This window comes from Micromonospora sp. NPDC023737, from assembly GCF_040639715.1.
Taxonomy (GTDB): Bacteria; Actinomycetota; Actinomycetes; order Mycobacteriales; family Micromonosporaceae; genus Micromonospora.
In genome coordinates, this window is record NZ_JBFAAL010000002.1 from 629,054 (window position 1) to 646,498 (window position 17,445).

Here is a 17,445-nt window from a genome sequence, read left to right on the forward strand (position 1 = left end):
GGTGTGGCGGCGTCAATTGGTGAAGATGCTGACACCTCCCGGGCCCACGAGCAGCCCGACGATGATGAGGACGATGCCCCACAGGATCTGCCGGCGGAACAGCGCCAGGATGCCGGCAACGACCAGTACGACCGCGAGAATCCAAAGAATCAGCTCCATGTCGATCAAATACCCGACGCGCTCAAACGAGAAACCTCTCCATGATCAAGGTGATCGCCCAGGTGGAAGACGCTGTACGCCTGCTTGATCACCGGGTGGGCGACGTTGCGGACCCGTACCCCGCCCGGGGTGGTGCCCCGCGAACTGCCGGCGTGCGCGTGCCCGTGCACGGCGAGCGCGGTCGGCGCGGAGTCGATCGCCTGGCCGAGCTGGTACGCGCCGAGGAACGGGTAGATCTCCGGCGGCTCGCCGGCGAGCGTGTCCGGCACCGGTGCGTAGTGGGTGAGCGCCACCAGCAGGTCGCAGTCCAGGCTGAGGAGCGCCTCGGCCAGTCGGTCCGCGCTCTCCGTGGTGGTGTGGACGAACGCCTTCATCTCCGGCTCGCCGAAGTCGCTGGCGCAGCGCCCGGCGAAGCCGCCCCCGAAGCCCTTCACCCCGGCCACGCCGAGCCTGCCACCGGTGCACTCCAGCACCACGCCGTTGCCCTCCAGCACGGTGATGCCCGCGTCCTCCAGCACCTTGACCACCTGGGGCACCTGGTTGCACTGATGGTCGTGGTTGCCCAGCACGGTGATCACCGGCACGTCCAACCCACCGAACTCCTGCGCCACGCAGCGCGCCTCCGCCTCGGTCCCGTGCCGGGTCAGGTCACCGGCGAGCAGCAGCACGTCCGCGCAGTCGGACAGTTCCTCCAGGGCCGGCCGGAAGCGGCCCACCACGTCCTCGTCGAGGTGCACGTCGCCGACGGCAGCGATCCTTATCACCATGGAACCTCCTCAGGGCAGTTGCTCGATCTGCGTCGGCGCCTCGGTGCGGACCACCCCGATCTCGCTGGTGACCGGTAGGTTCGGGAAGCGGCCCGCGACGCGGCGGAGGATCTCTTCGCGCCGGTGGGGGCTCTCGACCTCGCCGTAGAGCACGAGACCGGTCTCCCGGCGGACGACGGTGATGCCCTGCTCGGCGATGGACGGATCCTCGGCCAGCGCTCGCTGGATCTCCGCCTCGAGGTACTCGTCGGGTGGCCCGGTGCTGGTGCCACGGTGCTGGGTCACGATGTCCCCTCCTCTGCCGGGGTGCCGGAGTGCGGCACCACCTCCAGCCGGTCCAGCAGCACCAGGAACGCCTCGGCGTACGGCGAGTGCTGCGTCTCCTTCCGTACCCGTTCCCAGTCGATCTGCTCCCGCAACGAGCGCGCGAGGGGAAGGCCGCGGGCGAAGTCGCAGTAGTGCTGGGAGAAGCTGAGCAACTTGTGCACCATCAGTTGGGTGGCGGAGAGCACCGGCATGTGGATCGCGTCGACGGGCCGTACCAGGGTGTCGGCGAACGTCTCCTCCGTCACCGGCGTCTCGATCGGCCGGTGGATGAGGTCCACCATCCGTTCGTCGTCGTAGACCTTCACCAGCCAGTCCTCCGGCGGGCGCTCGGCGGTGAAACCCGCCTCCACGAGGGCCTCCAACGCCTGGTCGACGTCGACCTCCCGGATCAGGAAGTCGACGTCGTGGTCGCTGGAGTGACCACCGTGTGCGTACACGGCGAAGCTGCCGCCGAGCGCGAAGGGGATGTCGGACTGCTTGAGCACGGCGGCGACCTTCTTGAGGGTGTGCAGAAGACTCTCGTCCCCGCGCTCGGCCATCTGGGTCTCCCGTCGGTCGTAACAGGCGGTTGATTCCGGCTTCGGTACCCGGCATTCGGGTCGCCCACACCTGCGGCGGTGGCGGGTGGGCGCGAAACGGGCGTAAATGGTATATAAGCCACGGCCAGGGGGGCGCGGGTCCGATAGCCTGTGCAAGGTGGTCAGATCACTACGGGCGCGACGTCGCCGAGCCCGGTTGCGCAGCGTCGCCCTGATCGGCATCGACGGCTCGGGCAAGACCACCCAGGCGCACCTGCTCGCCGACGCGCTCGCCGCGGCCGGGCGTCCCGCCACCTATCACCGCAACGCCGGCGGCCGACGCTGGCTCGGCCGGATCGCCCAACGACTCGGTCGCCCGGACGCGCAGCGGCTGGTCGGGCGGGACGGGCTACTGGCCGTGGAGTCCGTGCTGCGTTGGCTCGCCATCGCCCTCGCGCTGGTCAGTTGCCTGGTCACCGGGCGGACGGCCGTGATGGACCGCTACGCCGCCTGCCAGTACGCGAGCATCCGGGCGCACGGTGGGCACCGCTGGGAGCGGCTGGCCCGGGTCGGCTACCGCGTCTTCCCGCAGCCGCAGGTGACCTTCCTGCTCTCCCTCGACCCGGCTGAGGCGTACCGGCGGATCGAGCGGCGCGGCACCGACCACGAGACGCTGGGCTGGCTGACCGCCGCCGACACGGCCTACCGGACCCTGCCGGAGTACCCGACCTTCATCCTGGTGGACGCCGGCCGGTCGGCCGACGAGGTGTCCCGACAGATCCGGCACCACCTCGCGGACTGGTTCGGCGCCGCCGAAGCCGCGACCGGCCCGCCGCTGACGAGCGGCGGGCGGGAGAACCAGCCGGAATCACTGAGATCGGCGTGACCAGCCGCTGGGACGCGGCGGCGATCGCCACGGCGCCGGCGGTGGCCGGCGACCGGATCAGGCCCGGCCGTACACCGGCACTGTCGCTCCGCTCGTCGGGGCGGACTCGTCGGAGGCGAGGAACCGGATCACCGCGGCGATCTCGGCCGGGGGGACCCAGCGCGAATGGTCGGCGTCCGGCTGGGCGGCCCGGTTGGCCGGGGTGTCGATGACGCTCGGCAGCACCGTGTTGGACCGCACACCGGAACGTCGGTACTCGACGGCCACCGCATTGGAGAAGGCGAGCACCGCCGCCTTGGCGGTCGCGTAGCCGGCCGCGCCGGGGAACGGGCTGATCGCGGCGCGGGCGGAGACGCAGACCACGGCACCGCCACCGGCGGCCACCAGATGCGGCAGCGCCTCCCGGGTGACCAGGTGGGTGGGGCGCAGGTTGACGGTGAGCATCCGCTCGAACTCGTCGATCGACGTTTCGTGTACCAGCCCGCTGCTGGCGTATCCGCCGACCAGGTTGACCACCGCGCGCAGCGGCGCGTCCGGGTCGTCGGCGGCCGCCTGCACCGCCCGGGCCGCGCCGTCCGGGTCGGCGACGTCCGCGACCAGGCGGTGTACGCCGTCGGCCGCCGGCTCCGCCGCGGACCGGTCGCTCCGCCCCGGTACGACCACCCGCCAACCCGCCTCGACGAAGGCGGTGGTGACCGCCGTGCCCAGCCCGCCTGCCCCGCCGGTGACGAGCACACTGTGTCGCGCCATACGGCACACGCTAACCCCGGCGGAAGTGCGGCTTCACGCGGGTGTCCGGGGCGACGACGGCGAGTCGTCCGATCCCGGACTGCCGGACCGGATGTCGTGCGCCGCCGTACGGTTGGAACGGGTCGGATGCCCGTGTCGCTCGCCACCGTCGGGGACGGCGGACCCGGCCCTGGCGGCTGACGCGCCGGGTTCGGCGGGGGTGGCACGCTGTCCCGGATGGTGGGCCACCGTCGGCGGTACTACCCCAACACGCGCAGTCATGGTTGACGCTCACGCGTCGTGAAAGTAAGTTTCATCCGTGGCGAAGAGTCCGAAGATTTCTGCGAGTCACGAGCCCGGTGGGCTGATCGTCCACATCAGTGGCTTGCTCCCGTCGCTGTCGCCGGCCGAGCAGCGGGTCGCCCGGCTGGTCGTGGCCGACCCGGCCGACGCCGCGCGCCGGACGATCACGGATCTCGCCACCGCAGCCGAGACCTCCGAGGCGACGGTCATCCGGTTCTGCCGGTCCGTCGGCATGGACGGCTACCCCCAGCTGCGCATCCGGCTCGCCGCCGAGGCCGCCCGCCGGATCGAGCCGCCCGACGCCCGGGTGGTCGGAGGTGACATCCCGCCCGGTGCCGACCTGGCTCAGATCATCGCCACGATCGCCTTCAACGACGCCCGTGCGGTCGAGGAGACCGCCGAGCAGCTCGACCCGGCCGTCTGCGAGCGGGTGGTCGACGCGATCGCCGGCGCCGGCCGGATCGACGTCTACGGGGCCGGCGCCAGCGGTTTCGTGGCCTCCGACTTCCAGCAGAAGCTGCACCGGATCGGCCGCACCGCCTTCTACTTCCCGGACGTGCACACCGCGCTGACCTCGGCCGCGCTGCTCGGTCGCGGCGACGTGGCCGTCGGCATCTCGCACACCGGCACCACCTCCGACGTGATCGAGGTGTTGGAACAGGCCCGGGCCCGGGGTGCCGCCACCGTTGCGCTCACCAACTTCCCCCGTTCACCGATCACCGACGTCGCCGACTTCGTGCTCACCACCGCGGCGCGGGAGACCACCTACCGATCCGGGGCGATGGCGAGCCGGTTGGCGCAGCTCACCGTGGTCGACTGCCTCTTCGTGGGGGTGGCCGCCCGTAACCGGGCCCGTGCCAAGAAGGCCCTCGAGGTGACCGCCGAGGCCGTCCAGTCCCACCGGGTGGGCAGCGGACGGAGGCGGGCATGACCACCGGCGCCGTCGAGCCGGATGAGGTGTCGTCGCCCGCCCCGGATGCCCGCCCGGTCGTCCGGGTGGGCGCCCCCACCGAGCGCCGCAACCCGCTCAGCGTCGATCTGGACCTGATGGCCACCCGAGACGTGCTCGCGGTCATCAACGAGGCGGATCGGCTGGTACCGGCCGCGGTCGCGGACGTGCTCGACGAGATCGCCGCCGCGGTCGATCTGGCCGTGGCGGCCCTGCGCGGCGGCCACCGCGTGCACTACTTCGGTGCCGGCACCTCGGGCCGTCTCGGCGTCCTGGACGCCGCCGAGCTCGCACCCACCTTCAACTCGCCTCGGGACTGGGTCTGCGCTCACCTCGCCGGTGGACCGGACGCCGTGTGGCGGGCCGTGGAGAACGCCGAGGACGACGACCGGGGCGGAGCGGTCGAGGCGGCCGACTGCGTACGCGCAGGTGACCTGGTGGTCGGGCTGGCCGCCAGCGGCCGCACCCCGTACGTCCTGGGTGCGCTCGCCGCATCCCGCGCCAAGGGCGCCTCGACGGTGCTGCTCTGCGCCAATCCGGAGGCGGAGGCCGCCCGGTCGGTGGACGTCTTCATCGGGGTGGATACCGGACCGGAGGTGGTCACCGGGTCGACCCGGATGAAGGCGGGCACCGCGCAGAAGCTGGTGCTGAACGCGTTCTCCACCGCCGTCATGGTTCGGCTGGGACGGGTCTACTCGAACCTCATGATCGACATGGTGGCCACCAACGCCAAACTCCGTGGTCGGATGATCTCGATACTGATCGAGGCCACCGGGTGCTCGGAGGAGGTTTCCCGGCGGGCGCTCACCGAGGCCGAGGGTGACCTGAAGACCGCCCTGGTCTCGCTCGTCTCCGGCGCCGGAGTACCGGCCGCCCGGGCCGCCCTGGCCCGCGCCGACGACCAGGTACGCGGGGCGCTCACCCTGCTCGCCCCCTGAGCGGACGTCGAAAGGTAATCGTGACGTCACCCGGCGCGAGGGTGCGCTGGGCGCGATCCGGGGCGAACGCGGAGGCCGCGCAGGCGGTGTCCGAGCCGGTCGGGGACCCGTCCGGCGGGCGGGCATAGAACCCGGCTTCGGATTGTTCATCGAGGCGTGGGGTATTACCAACTCCGTGGATGAACCGCCCCGTCCACCGGTGCGTATTCGGCAGTGACCAGGATCGCACCCCTGGTGGTGACCCGGGTCGCTGTCCCCCTCCTATCCGCAGTGCTGCCATATCAGGGGCGACGGTGAGCGGTCGTGCCACCGACCCGTACGTGGTGCCCAAGGCGAGCCACCCGGCGGGGTGCTGACAGCAAACATGGATCGCGCTTTCAGCTACTACTCAGGCATTCGTGACAGTTTCGACTCACGACATGGAATCCCCGACACGTCTCAACTGTTGTGTAGGTGTCACCACCGACGGGCACAGCGGAAGTCTCGGGGGAGGGCTGATGGACGTGGGGATGGCAAGGAACCGGGCAACCGGCGCGAGCGAGGGGACCGTGGGCAACGTGGACAAGAACATCGGCATGCGAACCGACGAGGTCGCCGAGGAGCGTGACCTGGTCGGCGTCTACCTGCACGAGATCTCCCGGACGCCGCTGCTGGACGCCGCCAAGGAGGTCGATCTCTCCAAGGCGATCGAGGCCGGCCTCTACGCCGAGCACCTGCTCGACGAGGACCGCGTCCCCGCCGGTGTCGCGCGGGAGGATCTGGAGCGCCTGGTCGTCGAGGGGGAGCGGGCGAAGGACCTCTTCATCCGCGCGAACCTCCGACTGGTCGTGTCGATCGCCCGTCGGTACGTGCGTTCGGGCATGCCCATGCTGGACCTGATCCAGGAGGGCAACACCGGACTGGTCCGGGCGGTCGAGAAGTTCGACTACGAGCGCGGCTACAAGTTCTCCACCTACGCCACCTGGTGGATCCGCCAGGCGATCAGCCGGGCGATCGCCCAGCAGGAGCGCACCGTCCGACTGCCGGTGCACCTGGTGGAGGACGTCAACCGGATGCGCAACGTGGCCCGGCAGCTCACCCGCGAGCTGGGCAGCGACCCGGAGCCGGAGCAGATCGCGGCGGCGCTCGGCGTGACCGTCGAGCGGGTCAACGAGCTGGTGCGCTGGTCGCAGGACACCGTGTCGCTGGACACGCCGGTCGGCGACGACGGCGACACCAACCTCGGTGACCTGGTGGCCGACAGCGACGCCCCGTCGCCGGAGGACATCGTGCTGACCGGCCTGGAGCGGCAGCGGATCGAGGGTCTGCTGAACCACCTCGACGACCGCTCCGCCGGCATCATGCGGGCCCGCTACGGGCTGGAGGACGGGCGCGAGCACTCGCTCACCGAGGTCGCGTCGCGGTTCTCGCTCTCCCGCGAGCGGATCCGGCAGCTGGAGATCCAGGCCCTCGGCCGGCTTCGTGAGCTGGCCCGGGCGGAGGGGCTCCAGGCGGCCTGACGTACCAACCAACACGACGAACGGCCGGTGTCCGATAGGGGGACGCCGGCCGTTCGTCGTCAGGTGGGATCAGCGCACCCGGCCGTAGCCATGGATGGACATCATGTTCATGCCCCTCTTGAGTACGTTCCGGCCGGCGCTCGGCGCGTCGATCACCTGGCCGTCGCCGACGTACAGGGCGACGTGTCCGAGCCCGCGGTAGAAGATCAGGTCACCCGGGCGTAGCTCGCCGCGGCCGATGTGGGCCACCGCCCCCCACTGCATCCGGGCGTTGTGTGGCAGGGACTTTCCGGCCGTCCGCCAGGCGGCCGAGGTCAGGCCCGAACAGTCGTAGCCGTTGGGGCCGGACCCACCCCAGACGTACGGCTTCCCGATGGCCCCGTAGGCGTATCGAACGGCGACGCCGGCCTGACCGGAGACGGCGGGTGCCTGCCGGTCGGGGTCGGGCCGGGCTGCGGGGTCCGCGGGTGCCTCGGTCGCCCGGCCGTACGCCGTGCGGCGCAGGTCGTAGAGGCGAGCGAGATCCCGCTCGATGCGTGACTTGGTGTTGGTCAACGCCCGGGCCTGGGCGTCCTGCCGGACGAGCACCCTGTTCAGCCGGGTCTTCTCGTCGACCAGCCGTCGCTGGCTCTCGGTGAATCCGGAGATTCGAGCCTGGCGTTGCCGGGTCAGGTGCTCGATCGTGCCGAGGCGGTCCAGCATGGCGGCCGAGCCGCCGGGACGGAGCAGTGCGTCCGCGGCCTGCAAGCCACCTGTCTTGTACGCGGTCGCGGCGATCTCCGCGACGTCCGCTCGGCTCTGCTCGGTCTGCCGTTCCAGCGGGCCGATGCGGGCCTGTAATCGGTCCACCGCGGCCTTGTTGGTTTTGATGTCCTCGCGGAGCTTGTTGTACGACTCGACGACCCGCTCCAGTTGCGTCGAGGAGCGCTCGATCTGGCGGGTGAGATCGGCGGGGGAGGGCTCTGCCCGGGCCGCCGTGGCCGGTGCGACCAGCGCGGCCGCCAGGCCGGTGACCGCCAGTGTGCGCAGCATTGTTTTCAGGGATGACAAGAGCGGAAGGCTCCTCTCCCACGGCCACCGATGGGTGCTGACGCCCCCGATGGCACCGGGCCGGGGCCCTCCGGATGGTGGGCACTGGGCCGGACCGGCTCGCCAAACCTAACCCGGGACGGGTGTGGTGCGCAGTGGAAGTCGGGACGAATGTTGGCATAGTGGCCGCAAGTGCCGCCTGCGACAGGTGACCGACCGTGATCATTAACGAGGCGGCCGTGCGCTAGGTGCGCCGGGGTTGCGGCATTTGCCCAGACAATGACATTCGTCGTTCTGGACGTATGCCGCCGGATGGCGACGCCTCATAACCGATAAAGACGGAAATGGATTCCCATTCCCGTCCATGGGCCGTTGCCGGCGCTGTGACCTGGCCGGCAAATCCCGATCTGCGCTGGCATCACGGCAACACAATGAACCCGTAGCCGGGATTCCCGTCGACCAGCACTGATGCCTGGTACCCCCCGCGACGGGCCGCCCCGACGTACCGCCGCGGGAGGTAGCCGTGAATCCTGAAGGCGCGACCACAGCACCTGGATCACCCAGGGTGACCGGGGCCAAGAACACCTTGCTCTACGCACGCCCCGGAATCGTCGTCACGGTCGACCGGTTCACCGTCGGCCGAAACACCTTCCGCGTCGCCCACCTCACCCACCTGCGCACCACCCGAGGTCCACACGATCGGATCGCCGTACGGGCGGTGATCACCAGCGGGGCGATGATCGGCGGGGTGGGCCTGCTGCTCGGCTTCACCGGCGGGCTGCAACGGCTCACCGCGAGCGCGTACCTCATCTTCGGCGCCGTGCTGCTGGTGCCGGCGCTGCTGGGGCTCGCCGGCGACCGGTGGCGGCCGCCGGCGTACGAACTGTGGGGCATGTACCGGGGCGAGCGGATCCTGCTGTTCAGCACCGACGACGAGCGGCAGTTCGGTCAGGTCACCCGGGCCCTGGTGCGGGCCCGGGAGATGAACCGGTACGGCGGGTGGAACGAGCCGCTGGCCTCGGCCGACCCGTGGCGGCCGAGCCGCTGACCCGCCCCGTCCGGCCGGTCAGCCGGCGACGGGCTCCGGAGTGCGCTCAGCCGGCTTCTTGAGCCACGCCGTCGCTCGACGCTCGGCGTAGAAGGAGACGAAGGGCACGGTGCCGGCCAGCATCACGCCGAGCATCCGCTTCAACGGCCAGTCCGCGCGACGGGCCAGGTCGAACGCGGCCACCAGGTAGACCATGTAGAGGAAACCGTGCGCCGGGCCGACGGTCTCCACCACGACCGGGCTGTCGAACACGTACTTCAGCGGCATGCCGATCACGACCAGCACGATCAGCACCACGCCCACGATCCAGGCGATCACACGGTACCGGGTAAGGGCTCCGCCCACCTCTGTCCGTCCTTCCGAACCCGGCTCAGCCGGGGTAGTCACCGGGCCGAGCGCCCGGATTCGCGTTCAACCATGACAGGTAGCGGTTGTACGCGGCCAGGTCGGCGTCCTCCATGCCGTCCGTCGCCGCCGGGACCCGGGCCACCCGGACCGGCCGGCGTACCACCGGTCGCGTAGCGGAACCCATGTCGCCGCCGACCGGATCGTCCCCGGCAGCGACCGGTTCGGCCGGCCGTTCCGGCTCGTCGCCGCGCAGCGTGTGTCGTGCCTCACGCCACCAGACGAAGACCACGAACCCCGCGAAGATCGGCCACTCGAAGGCGTACGCCCAGCTGAGCGTGTTGCCTCCGGCGGCCCGGCTGATCTGCCACCAACCCAGCGCGAGGAACGCGAGGACGAGCACGACCGTGACCACGTGGCGTGCGATCCACGCCGGGGTCCAGAGCCGCTTCATGGCATCGAGGGTACCGGCACCGGCCGCCCTCTCCGACGAGGTGTCGTAGTTGTCGCGGCCCGGGACGTTTGGTGCCACCCGGTGTGGGCAACCGTCTAGACGCCAGCCCAAACGAGACCAGGGGGGCGAGATGAGACAGGAAGGCTACCTGCCGGGCGGCGCGGCCAGCCCGGAGGAGCGGGTCATCGAGTGGAGCGGCGACCACCTCGCCGACCCCACCACGCTCGGCCCGGACCTGGACGGCGAGTTGGGTGTCGACCCCGGCGAGCTGACCGACGACGATCTGATCCGCGAGATCCACAGCCTGCATCGCACCCGGCTCGACACGTTGCGGCACGCGTCCGACTCGGCGCTCGCCCACCACCTGCGGCGGACCGCGGAGCTGGAGACCGAATACCTGGCCAGGTACCCGAGCCGGGAGGTCGACCCGAGCCGGCTGCGGGACGAGTGATGGCGCACGCGGAGCGCGGCATGTCCGCGCCGCCGGAGGTCGTCTTCAACACCGCTACCGACCCGGACCGGGCCGCCGCCTGGTTGCCCGACTTCCTGCGTACCGACGGCGTTCCGACCCCGGAGATCCGCGGCGAGGAGCTGCGCGCTCGGTGGCAGGTCTCGTCCCCGACCGAGTCCATGGCGGAGATCCGGGTGGACCCGGAGAACTCCGGCGGCGCGCGGATCCGGCTCGACTTCTCCGGCGGGTCCGGCGGGCAGGACGCAGACCGGCTGGCCGTCGAGGCGTTGGACAGCCTGGCCCGCGAGGTGGCCGACAACCTTCAGGCGGGCTGACCCGCGCAACACCCCGCCGGTCGGCAGGCCGGAACCGTCGGCCACCCGGCCGGCGGAGCGCAGGTGCGACGACGAGGAGACCGGGTGACCCCGTACGGCTTGAGGAAGAAGGCGGCGCGGCTGCGCCAGGCGTACGCGCCGCACGAGCACCGCCCGCTGGGCGGCTACCTGGCGGCGATGGGCACGTACGCGGGGGTGACCGGGGCCATCGCGGGCCTGGTCCGGGCGACCGGTCGCCCCGTGCCCGAGCGACCCGCCCCGGCCGACGTGTTGCTGCTCGCCGTCGCCACGCACAAACTGAGCCGGTTGCTGTCGAAGGATGCGATCACCAGCCCGCTGCGTGCCCCGTTCACCCGCTACGACCGGCCGATCGGCAGCGGCGAGGTGATGGAACAGGTCCGCGACTCCGGCAGTGCCACCCGGCATGCGATCGGGGAACTGCTCAGCTGTCCGTTCTGCCTCGCGGTCTGGGTCGCCACCGGACTCACCGGCGGCCTGGTGCTCGCGCCGCGGCTGACCCGCCTGGTGGCCACGGCGCTGACCGCGGTGGCCGCTTCCGACTTCCTGCAGATGGGGTACGCCATCGCACAGCAGGCCGCCGAGGGCGGCGGGCAGCACGAGGAGTAGCCGCCGACCGACGAGCAGGGGCCGGCGCGTGCAGAGCCGGCCCTTCTCGGTGAGCGTCCTGGTCAGGTCGGTGTCGTACCGCCGTTCTCGCCCGCCCAGCCGCGGGACGCCTCCGGCTCCCGCTCGCCCTTGTCCTCGTCGGTGATCACCCTGCGGTCCACCGCCGTCCGGTCGTGCTCGTTGGCGAAGTCCGGGTCGGGCAGGTTGTCCATGCCCGCCGGAGGCTGAGCCAGCGCGGGGATCTTCTCGTGCTCCTCCTCGTGGTGGGACATCTCGCTCCTCTCAGCGGGGGTGGGGTCTCAGGTGACCGAGCCACCGAGCAGGTCGGCCGCCTCGTCGACCGAGTACTCCCCCTCGGGCAGCGCGCCGATCCGGGTGAGCCAGTCGGCGGGAAGTTCGGCAGCCACCGCCCGCCGGTAGATGTCCGACCGGCTGACCCGTTCCTGGCCGTGGTACAGGTCCTCGAGCAGGTCGTCGAGGCGCCGGGTGTCGAGTTCTTCTGTCACAGGTGCGTCGTCGGTCACGGCGATCGGCTACCCGCGCCGGAAACGGTCAAACGCCGGGAGGAAAGACAGCGGCGCCCCGGCCGGATGGCCGGGGCGCCGCTGGGCGTCGGTGTGCAGGTCGCCTCTCGGCGAGTGGCTCGACGCGGCTCCAGCCGGACGGTATTCCGCGAAGGCAATTGGGTGAGGCCCGGGGACACTGGACACACCGACACTCCACTCAACCGCGGCACCCCCGCGAGTCTTCCGCGCCGTCCTGTGTCCCGCGTCACACGCGCCCGAGGTCCGTCTGCTCGCCGTACCGGGGAGCCGCCCGGTCCGCCGTGCGGCTCCCGATACCGCGGTGGACGGTCAGGCCAGGGTGGGGAGCGATGCGCGGCGCGCCCGGACGGCAGCGGCGAGTTGGTCGAGGACGTCGGCGGTGGTGTCCCAGCCGATGCACGCGTCGGTGATCGACTTGCCGTACTCCAGCTCCCGGGTCGGGTCGAGGTCCTGCCGGCCCGCCTGCAGGAAGGACTCCAGCATGATCCCGACGACACCGCGCTGCCCGGCTGCGAGCTGGCCGGCCACGTCGGCGGCCACGAGCGGCTGGTTGCGGTGGTTCTTGCCGCTGTTGGCGTGGCTGGCGTCGATCACGACCCGCTCGGGTAGTGCGGCCGCCCGCAGCAGGTCGAGCGCACCGGCGACCGACTCCGCGTCGTAGTTGGGCCGGCCGCCGCCACCGCGCAGCACCAGGTGCCCGTCGGCGTTGCCCCGGGTGTGCATGATCGCCGGCGTGCCGGAGAAGTCGATACCGGGGAAGACGTGCGGTACGCCGGCCGCCCGGATCGCGTCCACGGCGGTTCCGATGCTGCCGTCCGGACGGTTCTTCATGCCGATCGGCATGGAGAGTCCGGAGGCGAGCTGCCGGTGCACCTGGCTCTCCACCGTGCGGGCGCCGATGGCGCCCCACGCCACGGTGTCGGCGATGTACTGGGGGGTGATCGGGTCGAGGAACTCGCAACCGACCGGCAGGCCGAGGCGCAGCACGTCCAGCAGGAGCGCGCGGGCCAGCCGCAGGCCGGTGTTCACGTCACCGGAGCCGTCCAGCCGCGGATCGTTGATCAGCCCCTTCCAGCCGACCGTGGAGCGGGGCTTCTCGAAGTAGACGCGCATCACGATCAGCAGGTCGTCGGCGAACCGGTCCGCCGCCTCACGCAGCCGCCCGGCGTATTCGAGCGCGGCGGCCGGGTCGTGCACCGAGCAGGGACCGACCACCACCAACAGGCGGTCGTCGGCGCGGTCGAGCACCCGGCCGACCGCACGCCGACCGGCCAGCACGGCCGAGGCGAGCGGTTTGTCCAGTGGCAGCTCGTGGTGGAGCAGGGCGGGGGTGGTCAGCGGCACGACGCGGTCGATCCGCTGATCGCTGACCTGATCGGTCTCCGGGGTCGTCACGGTGGGCTTCCTTCCGCCGACCGTGTCCCGGGGCCGGTGCCCGGGTCGAGCCGGCTGCTCGTACAGAAAGGGCAGGACCATGAGGCCCTGCCCAGCCGGCTCGAAGAGAGGTGACGTCAAATCATGGTGAAGTCACCGGCTCCTCCAGCCGGCTGCCTAAACCATCGATACGACCGCGTCACGGGAGCCAGCGTACCTGACGCATCGGGCGACGTTCAGCCCGACGCCGCTGACGTCCCACGCCTGTGGTGCGCGTGCAGTGCCCGAGGCCGGGGTATGAGGGCGGTATGAGGAAGCGTAGCGCGCGAATCGTTGGGCACCGTGCGGTCGAGTCCCAGGCCGGTGCCGACCGAAGGGAGGCGCGGCATGAGCGATGAGCAGAGTGAGCTGGACCGGGTCGAATCCCGCGCACAGCTGCTGCCGGAGGAGACGGCGGCGGGCAGCGACGACCCGGAAGCGCAGGCCGAGGCGATCCTCACCGAGTCCGACGCCCGCGAGGATCGGAATATGGCACCCGACACGGTGCTCGAACACCGGACGTCGGATCAGACGGTGACCCCGAGCGAGCCCCCGGACTGAACCTCCACTCCGCGTGCCCGGCGGGAACCCCGGTAGGACTGGGCCCGCAGCCACGCGAGCGGGCCGACCGCACGCAGCCCGGCCGGCAGGTTGTCGATCGGGTCGAACGCGAGCGCGGCGTCCTGTCGGGCGCTGAGCTGGGTACCGATGCTGACCTGACCGAAGGGCCGCCACGGCCCCACCGCGGAGGCCGTCGCGAGCACCAGGCGCGGCTCGTCCGTGCGGGTCGCGGCGGCCGCCTCGGTGAGGCTCCGGCCCAGGTCGGGCGAGTCCGGGTCGGCCAGCGCGGCCAACCAGAGCCGACGCGGACCGGCGCGCAACGGCACGATCGTGGTGTACGTCCCGGCGAACCGTCGACGGGGCAGCGGTATCACCCGCAGCACCGGCGGCGCGCCGCTGGAACTGACCAGCAGGTCGACCGGACGGGCGTCGTCGGTGTGCACCCGAACCGCGAGCCCGAGCAGGTCCGGCCAGCTCCCCGGGGTGGACGAGCCCTTGGAGAGCCGGATCGTCGCCGGGTAACGGCCCGGCTCGTCCAGGAAGCTGACGCCGGTCGGAGGGCCGGGCGTACCCCAGATCGTCACCTCGCCCGCGAACGACCGGCCGGCGGGGTGGAACAGGCGCGCTCCCCGCAGGCGGGTCAGGGCGGCGGCGGCGTGACAGACGGCGTCGCCCGCACGCGTCGCGAAGGCGGACGGGCGGGCGGTGGGCGCGGACATGCCCCTCCGGTACCCGGGCCCGGCCGGTCGATGCGCCCAGCGAGCGGCTGTTCGCGGATGCGGCAACGGCTCGCCCGGCGACGACGCGTCACCTTTCCGCCCGGGCGATCGGATAGCGTCGTCCCATGCCCGACAGCGGTTACCCCTGGCCAATCGAGACGACCCGGCTGGACAACGGCCTGCGCGTGGTGGTGAGCGAGGACCGCACCGCGCCCGCGGTGGCGGTGAATCTCTGGTACGACGTCGGTTCCCGGCACGAGCCGCAGGGGCAGACCGGCTTCGCCCACCTCTTCGAGCACCTGATGTTCGAGGGTTCGCTGAATGTCGCGAAGACCGAACACATGAAGCTCATTCAGGGCTCCGGCGGGTCGCTCAACGCCACCACCAACCCGGACCGTACGAACTACTTCGAGACGGTCCCGGCCGAGCACCTCGAACTGGCGCTCTGGTTGGAGGCGGACCGGATGGGCGGACTGGTTCCCGCGCTGACCCAGGAAACGCTCGACAACCAGCGTGAGGTGGTCAAGAACGAGCGGCGCCAGCGCTACGAGAACGTGCCGTACGGCGACGCCTGGCTCCGGCTCCTGCCGCTGCTCTACCCGCCGGGACACCCGTACCATCACGCGACGATCGGCTCCATGGCCGACCTGAACGCCGCCGACCTGGCCACGTTCCAGGCGTTCCATCGGACGTACTACGCGCCGAACAACGCCGTGCTCACCGTGGTCGGCGACGCCACCGCCGCCGAGGTCTTCAAGCTGGCCGAGAAGTACTTCGGTGTCATCGCGCCGCTGGCGGACATCCCGGCCGCGCCGGACGGCCGGACGGTGGCGGCCACCGGGCGGCCCGCCACGGAGACCGTGGTCACCGACGTGCCGGCCCCGCGGGTGTACGTGGCGCACCGCACCCACCCGTTCGGCAGTGCCGAGTACGACGTGGTCACCGTGCTGGCCACCGTGCTCGGCAGCGGCCGGGGCAGTCGCCTCTACCAGCGGCTCGCGGACGGCGAGCGGCTCGCCCAGCCGGACCTGGTCGGCTCGTACGGGGTCGACCTGGCGCACGCCCCGGCGCCGCTGATCGCGACCGCGACCGCCCGTCCCGGGGTGAGCGCCGAACACCTGGCCGCCGGGCTGCACGCGGTCATGGACGAGCTGGCCACCGTGCCGGTCACCGCCACCGAGCTGGATCGGGCCAAGGCGCTGCTCAGCACCGCCTGGTGGCGGCAGATGTCCACCGTGGACGGACGGGCGGACACGCTCGGCCGGTACGCCACCCAGTTCGGTGACCCGGCGAAGGCCGCTGAGCGCCTCCCGGCGTGGCTGGCGGTGACCGCCGAGCAGATCGCCGAGGTCGCCGCGGAGGTGCTCGCCGCGGACGACCGGGTGACCCTGACCTACCTCGCCGAGGAGAAGCCATGACGCTGATCGCCACGCGCCCCGGGCCGGGAGCCGCCCGCCCGTACCGGTTCCCGCCGGTCGTCCGCCGTGCCGTGGCCGGCGGTCAGGTCGTCGCCGCGCACCTGCCCGGGCAGAACCTCGCCGTCGCGCTGCTGCTGCTCGACGCCGGCGCCGAGCGGGAGCCGCTCGGCAGGGAAGGGCTCGGCGGGGTGCTCGCCAAGGCGCTGGAGGAGGGCACCGCCCGGCGGGACGCGGCCGCGTACGCGCTCGCCGTCGAAGGGCTCGGCACCGAGCTGGTGACCGGGCTGGACTGGGACTCGTTCCAGGTCAGCGTGCAGGTGCCGGTGGACCGGCTGACCGCCGCCGTGGAGCTGCTCGCCGAGGCCGTGCGTACGCCCCGGCTCGACCCGGCGGACGTGGCGCGGGTACGCGACGACGAGGCGACGGCGCTGCGGATGGACTGGGCCAACCCGGGGCCGAGGGCGGACGCGGCGCTGCGCGCCGACCTGTTCGGTGCGCAGAACCGCTGGGGCCGCCCGATGTACGGCGACCCGGACTCGGTCGCCGGACTGGACGTCGAGGACATCCGGGTCTTCCACTCGGAGTGGTTCATCCGGCCCGGCACCCTGATCGTCGCCGGTGACCTGGACCGGATCGACCTGGACACGCTCGCCGCGGCCGCGTTCGCCGGGGCCGGCGGCGGTCCGGTCGAGCGAGGCGGTCCGGTCGAGGCGCCGTTGCGGGAGGGGCGGCGGATCATCCTGGTGGACCGGCCCGGCTCGGTACAGTCCACGCTGCGGCTGGGACATCCGGCCCCGCACCGCGCCCACCCCGACCACGTGCCGATGGCGCTGGCCGGCACCATCCTCGGTGGCGCCTTCACGTCACGGCTGAACCACCTGATCCGGGAGGTGCGTGGCTACACGTACGGGATCCGGGGCGACTTCGCCTCGTCACGGCGGTTCGGGCGGTTCGGGGTCAGCTCCGGCGTGCAGACCGCGGTGACCGCGCCGGCGCTGGTCGAGGCGGTCGGCGAGATCTCCCGTACGCGCAGCGGTGGGGTGACCGAGGAGGAGTTGGCGGTGGCCCGCTCCTGGCGGGCCGGGCAGCTGTCGGTGGAGCTGCAGTCCCCACGGGCGATCGCCTCGGCGCTGACCACGCTGGTGGTGCACGACCTGCCGGACGACTACCACGCCCGGCTGCGTGCGGCGCTGCTCGCCGCCGACGTCGACCAGGTGAGCGCGGCGGCCGCCACCCACCTGCATCCCGACTCGCTCACCCTCGTGGTGGAGGGTGACGCCGCGATGATCCGCGACGACCTGGCCGCCACCGACCTGGGCGAAATCACCTCCTGATCCACCCAACCCGTCCTTCGAGCACACTCTCCCGGAAAGAGTGGCCATTTCCCGTCGGGAGGCCACTCTTTCCGTGAACGTGGCCCCTCCC

The 17,445-nt window shown here is 71.8% G+C and carries 23 protein-coding genes; 11 read left to right on the forward strand and 12 right to left on the reverse strand.

Translation table 11 applies throughout. The annotated features are described in order from the left end of the window. Nucleotides 1-12: 12 nt before the first annotated feature. From AB0F98_RS08235 to AB0F98_RS08250, 4 genes are read right to left on the reverse strand one after another with little or no spacing between them, the layout of a single operon-like run. Nucleotides 13-159, reverse strand: coding sequence for a GPGG-motif small membrane protein (locus AB0F98_RS08235; RefSeq protein WP_167364351.1), 147 nt, complete (start codon nt 157-159; stop codon nt 13-15). A 5-nt stretch (nt 160-164) separates the two neighbouring features. Continuing rightward, nucleotides 165-926, reverse strand: a complete 762-nt coding sequence (locus AB0F98_RS08240) for a metallophosphoesterase (protein ID WP_357730556.1) — start codon at nt 924-926, stop codon at nt 165-167. A gap of 9 nt (nt 927-935) precedes the next feature. After that, nucleotides 936-1,211 carry a BON domain-containing protein gene (locus AB0F98_RS08245; RefSeq protein ID WP_357730560.1) on the reverse strand — a complete coding sequence of 92 codons (276 nt, stop codon included), beginning with the start codon at nt 1,209-1,211 and terminating at the stop codon, nt 936-938. Further along, nucleotides 1,208-2,014, reverse strand: a complete 807-nt coding sequence (locus AB0F98_RS08250; RefSeq protein WP_357730563.1) for a nucleotidyltransferase — start codon at nt 2,012-2,014, stop codon at nt 1,208-1,210. Before AB0F98_RS08250 ends, AB0F98_RS08245 begins: the two co-directional genes overlap by 4 nt. Here AB0F98_RS08250 and AB0F98_RS08255 point away from each other — a divergent pair. Then, nucleotides 1,950-2,657, forward strand: a complete 708-nt coding sequence (locus AB0F98_RS08255) for a thymidylate kinase (protein WP_357730566.1) — start codon at nt 1,950-1,952, stop codon at nt 2,655-2,657. The genes AB0F98_RS08250 and AB0F98_RS08255 overlap by 65 nt on opposite strands. A 57-nt stretch (nt 2,658-2,714) precedes the next feature. Here the strand turns inward: AB0F98_RS08255 and AB0F98_RS08260 are convergent, their stop codons facing one another. Next, nucleotides 2,715-3,407, reverse strand: a complete 693-nt coding sequence (locus AB0F98_RS08260) for an SDR family NAD(P)-dependent oxidoreductase (RefSeq protein WP_357730569.1) — start codon at nt 3,405-3,407, stop codon at nt 2,715-2,717. Between the two features lie 298 nt (nt 3,408-3,705). Between AB0F98_RS08260 and AB0F98_RS08265 the strand changes: the two genes are divergently transcribed. From AB0F98_RS08265 to AB0F98_RS08275, 3 genes are all read left to right on the forward strand, one after another. Then, nucleotides 3,706-4,620 carry a MurR/RpiR family transcriptional regulator gene (locus AB0F98_RS08265; RefSeq protein ID WP_357730573.1) on the forward strand — a complete coding sequence of 305 codons (915 nt, stop codon included), beginning with the start codon at nt 3,706-3,708 and terminating at the stop codon, nt 4,618-4,620. After that, nucleotides 4,617-5,576: an N-acetylmuramic acid 6-phosphate etherase gene (gene murQ, locus AB0F98_RS08270; RefSeq protein WP_357730576.1), complete on the forward strand. Its 960-nt coding sequence runs from the start codon at nt 4,617-4,619 to the stop codon at nt 5,574-5,576. The genes AB0F98_RS08265 and murQ overlap by 4 nt, the downstream gene beginning before the upstream one ends. 509 nt (nt 5,577-6,085) lie before the next feature. Continuing rightward, the gene (locus AB0F98_RS08275) at nt 6,086-7,075 is read left to right on the forward strand and encodes a sigma-70 family RNA polymerase sigma factor (RefSeq protein ID WP_175649268.1); all 990 of its coding nucleotides are present in this window, start codon (nt 6,086-6,088) and stop codon (nt 7,073-7,075) included. 69 nt (nt 7,076-7,144) lie between these two features. On the opposite strand, the gene AB0F98_RS08280 is transcribed toward AB0F98_RS08275, so the two are convergent. Continuing rightward, entirely contained in the window at nt 7,145-8,125 is a 981-nt protein-coding gene (locus tag AB0F98_RS08280) for an NlpC/P60 family protein (RefSeq protein ID WP_357730579.1), read from the reverse strand. A 544-nt stretch (nt 8,126-8,669) separates the two neighbouring features. On the opposite strand from AB0F98_RS08280, the gene AB0F98_RS08285 reads away from it, so the two are divergent. Then, nucleotides 8,670-9,152 (forward strand): DUF6232 family protein, encoded by a 483-nt coding sequence (locus tag AB0F98_RS08285; protein ID WP_357730582.1) that lies wholly within the window; start codon nt 8,670-8,672, stop codon nt 9,150-9,152. Nucleotides 9,153-9,170: 18 nt separating this feature from the next. Here AB0F98_RS08285 and AB0F98_RS08290 read toward each other — a convergent pair whose 3' ends face one another. Both AB0F98_RS08290 and AB0F98_RS08295 read right to left on the reverse strand, forming a co-directional pair. Next, nucleotides 9,171-9,497, reverse strand: coding sequence for a DUF3817 domain-containing protein (locus AB0F98_RS08290; RefSeq protein ID WP_357730585.1), 327 nt, complete (start codon nt 9,495-9,497; stop codon nt 9,171-9,173). A 25-nt stretch (nt 9,498-9,522) separates the two neighbouring features. After that, a complete protein-coding gene (locus tag AB0F98_RS08295) occupies nt 9,523-9,951 on the reverse strand; it encodes a hypothetical protein (RefSeq protein WP_357730588.1) in 429 nt (142 codons plus the stop codon). A gap of 130 nt (nt 9,952-10,081) precedes the next feature. On the opposite strand from AB0F98_RS08295, the gene AB0F98_RS08300 reads away from it, so the two are divergent. From AB0F98_RS08300 to AB0F98_RS08310, 3 genes are all read left to right on the forward strand, one after another. Beyond that, nucleotides 10,082-10,402, forward strand: a complete 321-nt coding sequence (locus AB0F98_RS08300) for a DUF6158 family protein (RefSeq protein WP_076472438.1) — start codon at nt 10,082-10,084, stop codon at nt 10,400-10,402. After that, complete coding sequence (locus AB0F98_RS08305; protein WP_357730592.1) at nt 10,402-10,737, forward strand: hypothetical protein; 336 nt, start codon at nt 10,402-10,404, stop codon at nt 10,735-10,737. The genes AB0F98_RS08300 and AB0F98_RS08305 overlap by 1 nt, the downstream gene beginning before the upstream one ends. An 84-nt stretch (nt 10,738-10,821) precedes the next feature. After that, nucleotides 10,822-11,364, forward strand: a complete 543-nt coding sequence (locus AB0F98_RS08310; protein ID WP_357730595.1) for a DUF1360 domain-containing protein — start codon at nt 10,822-10,824, stop codon at nt 11,362-11,364. 62 nt (nt 11,365-11,426) lie between these two features. Here AB0F98_RS08310 and AB0F98_RS08315 read toward each other — a convergent pair whose 3' ends face one another. The 3 genes from AB0F98_RS08315 to AB0F98_RS08325 all read right to left on the reverse strand — a co-directional run bounded on the left by AB0F98_RS08315 (nt 11,427) and on the right by AB0F98_RS08325 (nt 13,304). After that, nucleotides 11,427-11,636 carry a hypothetical protein gene (locus tag AB0F98_RS08315; RefSeq protein WP_357730598.1) on the reverse strand — a complete coding sequence of 70 codons (210 nt, stop codon included), beginning with the start codon at nt 11,634-11,636 and terminating at the stop codon, nt 11,427-11,429. A gap of 27 nt (nt 11,637-11,663) precedes the next feature. Next, complete coding sequence (locus AB0F98_RS08320; RefSeq protein WP_357730601.1) at nt 11,664-11,888, reverse strand: hypothetical protein; 225 nt, start codon at nt 11,886-11,888, stop codon at nt 11,664-11,666. 330 nt (nt 11,889-12,218) lie between these two features. Continuing rightward, nucleotides 12,219-13,304 carry a 3-deoxy-7-phosphoheptulonate synthase gene (locus tag AB0F98_RS08325; protein WP_357730604.1) on the reverse strand — a complete coding sequence of 362 codons (1,086 nt, stop codon included), beginning with the start codon at nt 13,302-13,304 and terminating at the stop codon, nt 12,219-12,221. Nucleotides 13,305-13,670: 366 nt separating this feature from the next. On the opposite strand from AB0F98_RS08325, the gene AB0F98_RS08330 reads away from it, so the two are divergent. Then, nucleotides 13,671-13,883: a hypothetical protein gene (locus AB0F98_RS08330; RefSeq protein WP_357730607.1), complete on the forward strand. Its 213-nt coding sequence runs from the start codon at nt 13,671-13,673 to the stop codon at nt 13,881-13,883. Here AB0F98_RS08330 and AB0F98_RS08335 read toward each other — a convergent pair. Then, nucleotides 13,850-14,602, reverse strand: coding sequence for a phosphodiesterase (locus AB0F98_RS08335; RefSeq protein ID WP_357730610.1), 753 nt, complete (start codon nt 14,600-14,602; stop codon nt 13,850-13,852). The two genes, AB0F98_RS08330 and AB0F98_RS08335, sit on opposite strands and share 34 nt — an antisense overlap. Nucleotides 14,603-14,727: 125 nt before the next feature. Between AB0F98_RS08335 and AB0F98_RS08340 the strand changes: the two genes are divergently transcribed. Next, nucleotides 14,728-16,020 (forward strand): pitrilysin family protein, encoded by a 1,293-nt coding sequence (locus AB0F98_RS08340; RefSeq protein WP_357730613.1) that lies wholly within the window; start codon nt 14,728-14,730, stop codon nt 16,018-16,020. Continuing rightward, nucleotides 16,017-17,354, forward strand: a complete 1,338-nt coding sequence (locus tag AB0F98_RS08345; RefSeq protein ID WP_357730616.1) for a pitrilysin family protein — start codon at nt 16,017-16,019, stop codon at nt 17,352-17,354. The genes AB0F98_RS08340 and AB0F98_RS08345 overlap by 4 nt, the downstream gene beginning before the upstream one ends. The last annotated feature ends 91 nt before the right edge of the window (nt 17,355-17,445 follow it).

What these genes read in the sequence shown, in the direction of transcription:
- AB0F98_RS08235 (WP_167364351.1), bottom strand. Translation starts at nt 159, where the DNA reads ATGGAGCTGATTCTTTGGATTCTCGCGGTCGTACTGGTCGTTGCCGGC.
- AB0F98_RS08240 (WP_357730556.1), bottom strand. Translation starts at nt 926, where the DNA reads ATGGTGATAAGGATCGCTGCCGTCGGCGACGTGCACCTCGACGAGGAC.
- AB0F98_RS08250 (WP_357730563.1), bottom strand. Translation starts at nt 2,014, where the DNA reads ATGCCGATCAGGGCGACGCTGCGCAACCGGGCTCGGCGACGTCGCGCC.
- AB0F98_RS08260 (WP_357730569.1), bottom strand. Translation starts at nt 3,407, where the DNA reads ATGGCGCGACACAGTGTGCTCGTCACCGGCGGGGCAGGCGGGCTGGGC.
- murQ (WP_357730576.1), top strand. Translation starts at nt 4,617, where the DNA reads ATGACCACCGGCGCCGTCGAGCCGGATGAGGTGTCGTCGCCCGCCCCG.
- AB0F98_RS08275 (WP_175649268.1), top strand. Translation starts at nt 6,086, where the DNA reads ATGGCAAGGAACCGGGCAACCGGCGCGAGCGAGGGGACCGTGGGCAAC.
- AB0F98_RS08295 (WP_357730588.1), bottom strand. Translation starts at nt 9,951, where the DNA reads ATGAAGCGGCTCTGGACCCCGGCGTGGATCGCACGCCACGTGGTCACG.
- AB0F98_RS08300 (WP_076472438.1), top strand. Translation starts at nt 10,082, where the DNA reads ATGAGACAGGAAGGCTACCTGCCGGGCGGCGCGGCCAGCCCGGAGGAG.
- AB0F98_RS08305 (WP_357730592.1), top strand. Translation starts at nt 10,402, where the DNA reads ATGGCGCACGCGGAGCGCGGCATGTCCGCGCCGCCGGAGGTCGTCTTC.
- AB0F98_RS08315 (WP_357730598.1), bottom strand. Translation starts at nt 11,636, where the DNA reads ATGTCCCACCACGAGGAGGAGCACGAGAAGATCCCCGCGCTGGCTCAG.
- AB0F98_RS08330 (WP_357730607.1), top strand. Translation starts at nt 13,671, where the DNA reads ATGAGCGATGAGCAGAGTGAGCTGGACCGGGTCGAATCCCGCGCACAG.
- AB0F98_RS08335 (WP_357730610.1), bottom strand. Translation starts at nt 14,602, where the DNA reads ATGTCCGCGCCCACCGCCCGCCCGTCCGCCTTCGCGACGCGTGCGGGC.
- AB0F98_RS08340 (WP_357730613.1), top strand. Translation starts at nt 14,728, where the DNA reads ATGCCCGACAGCGGTTACCCCTGGCCAATCGAGACGACCCGGCTGGAC.
- AB0F98_RS08345 (WP_357730616.1), top strand. Translation starts at nt 16,017, where the DNA reads ATGACGCTGATCGCCACGCGCCCCGGGCCGGGAGCCGCCCGCCCGTAC.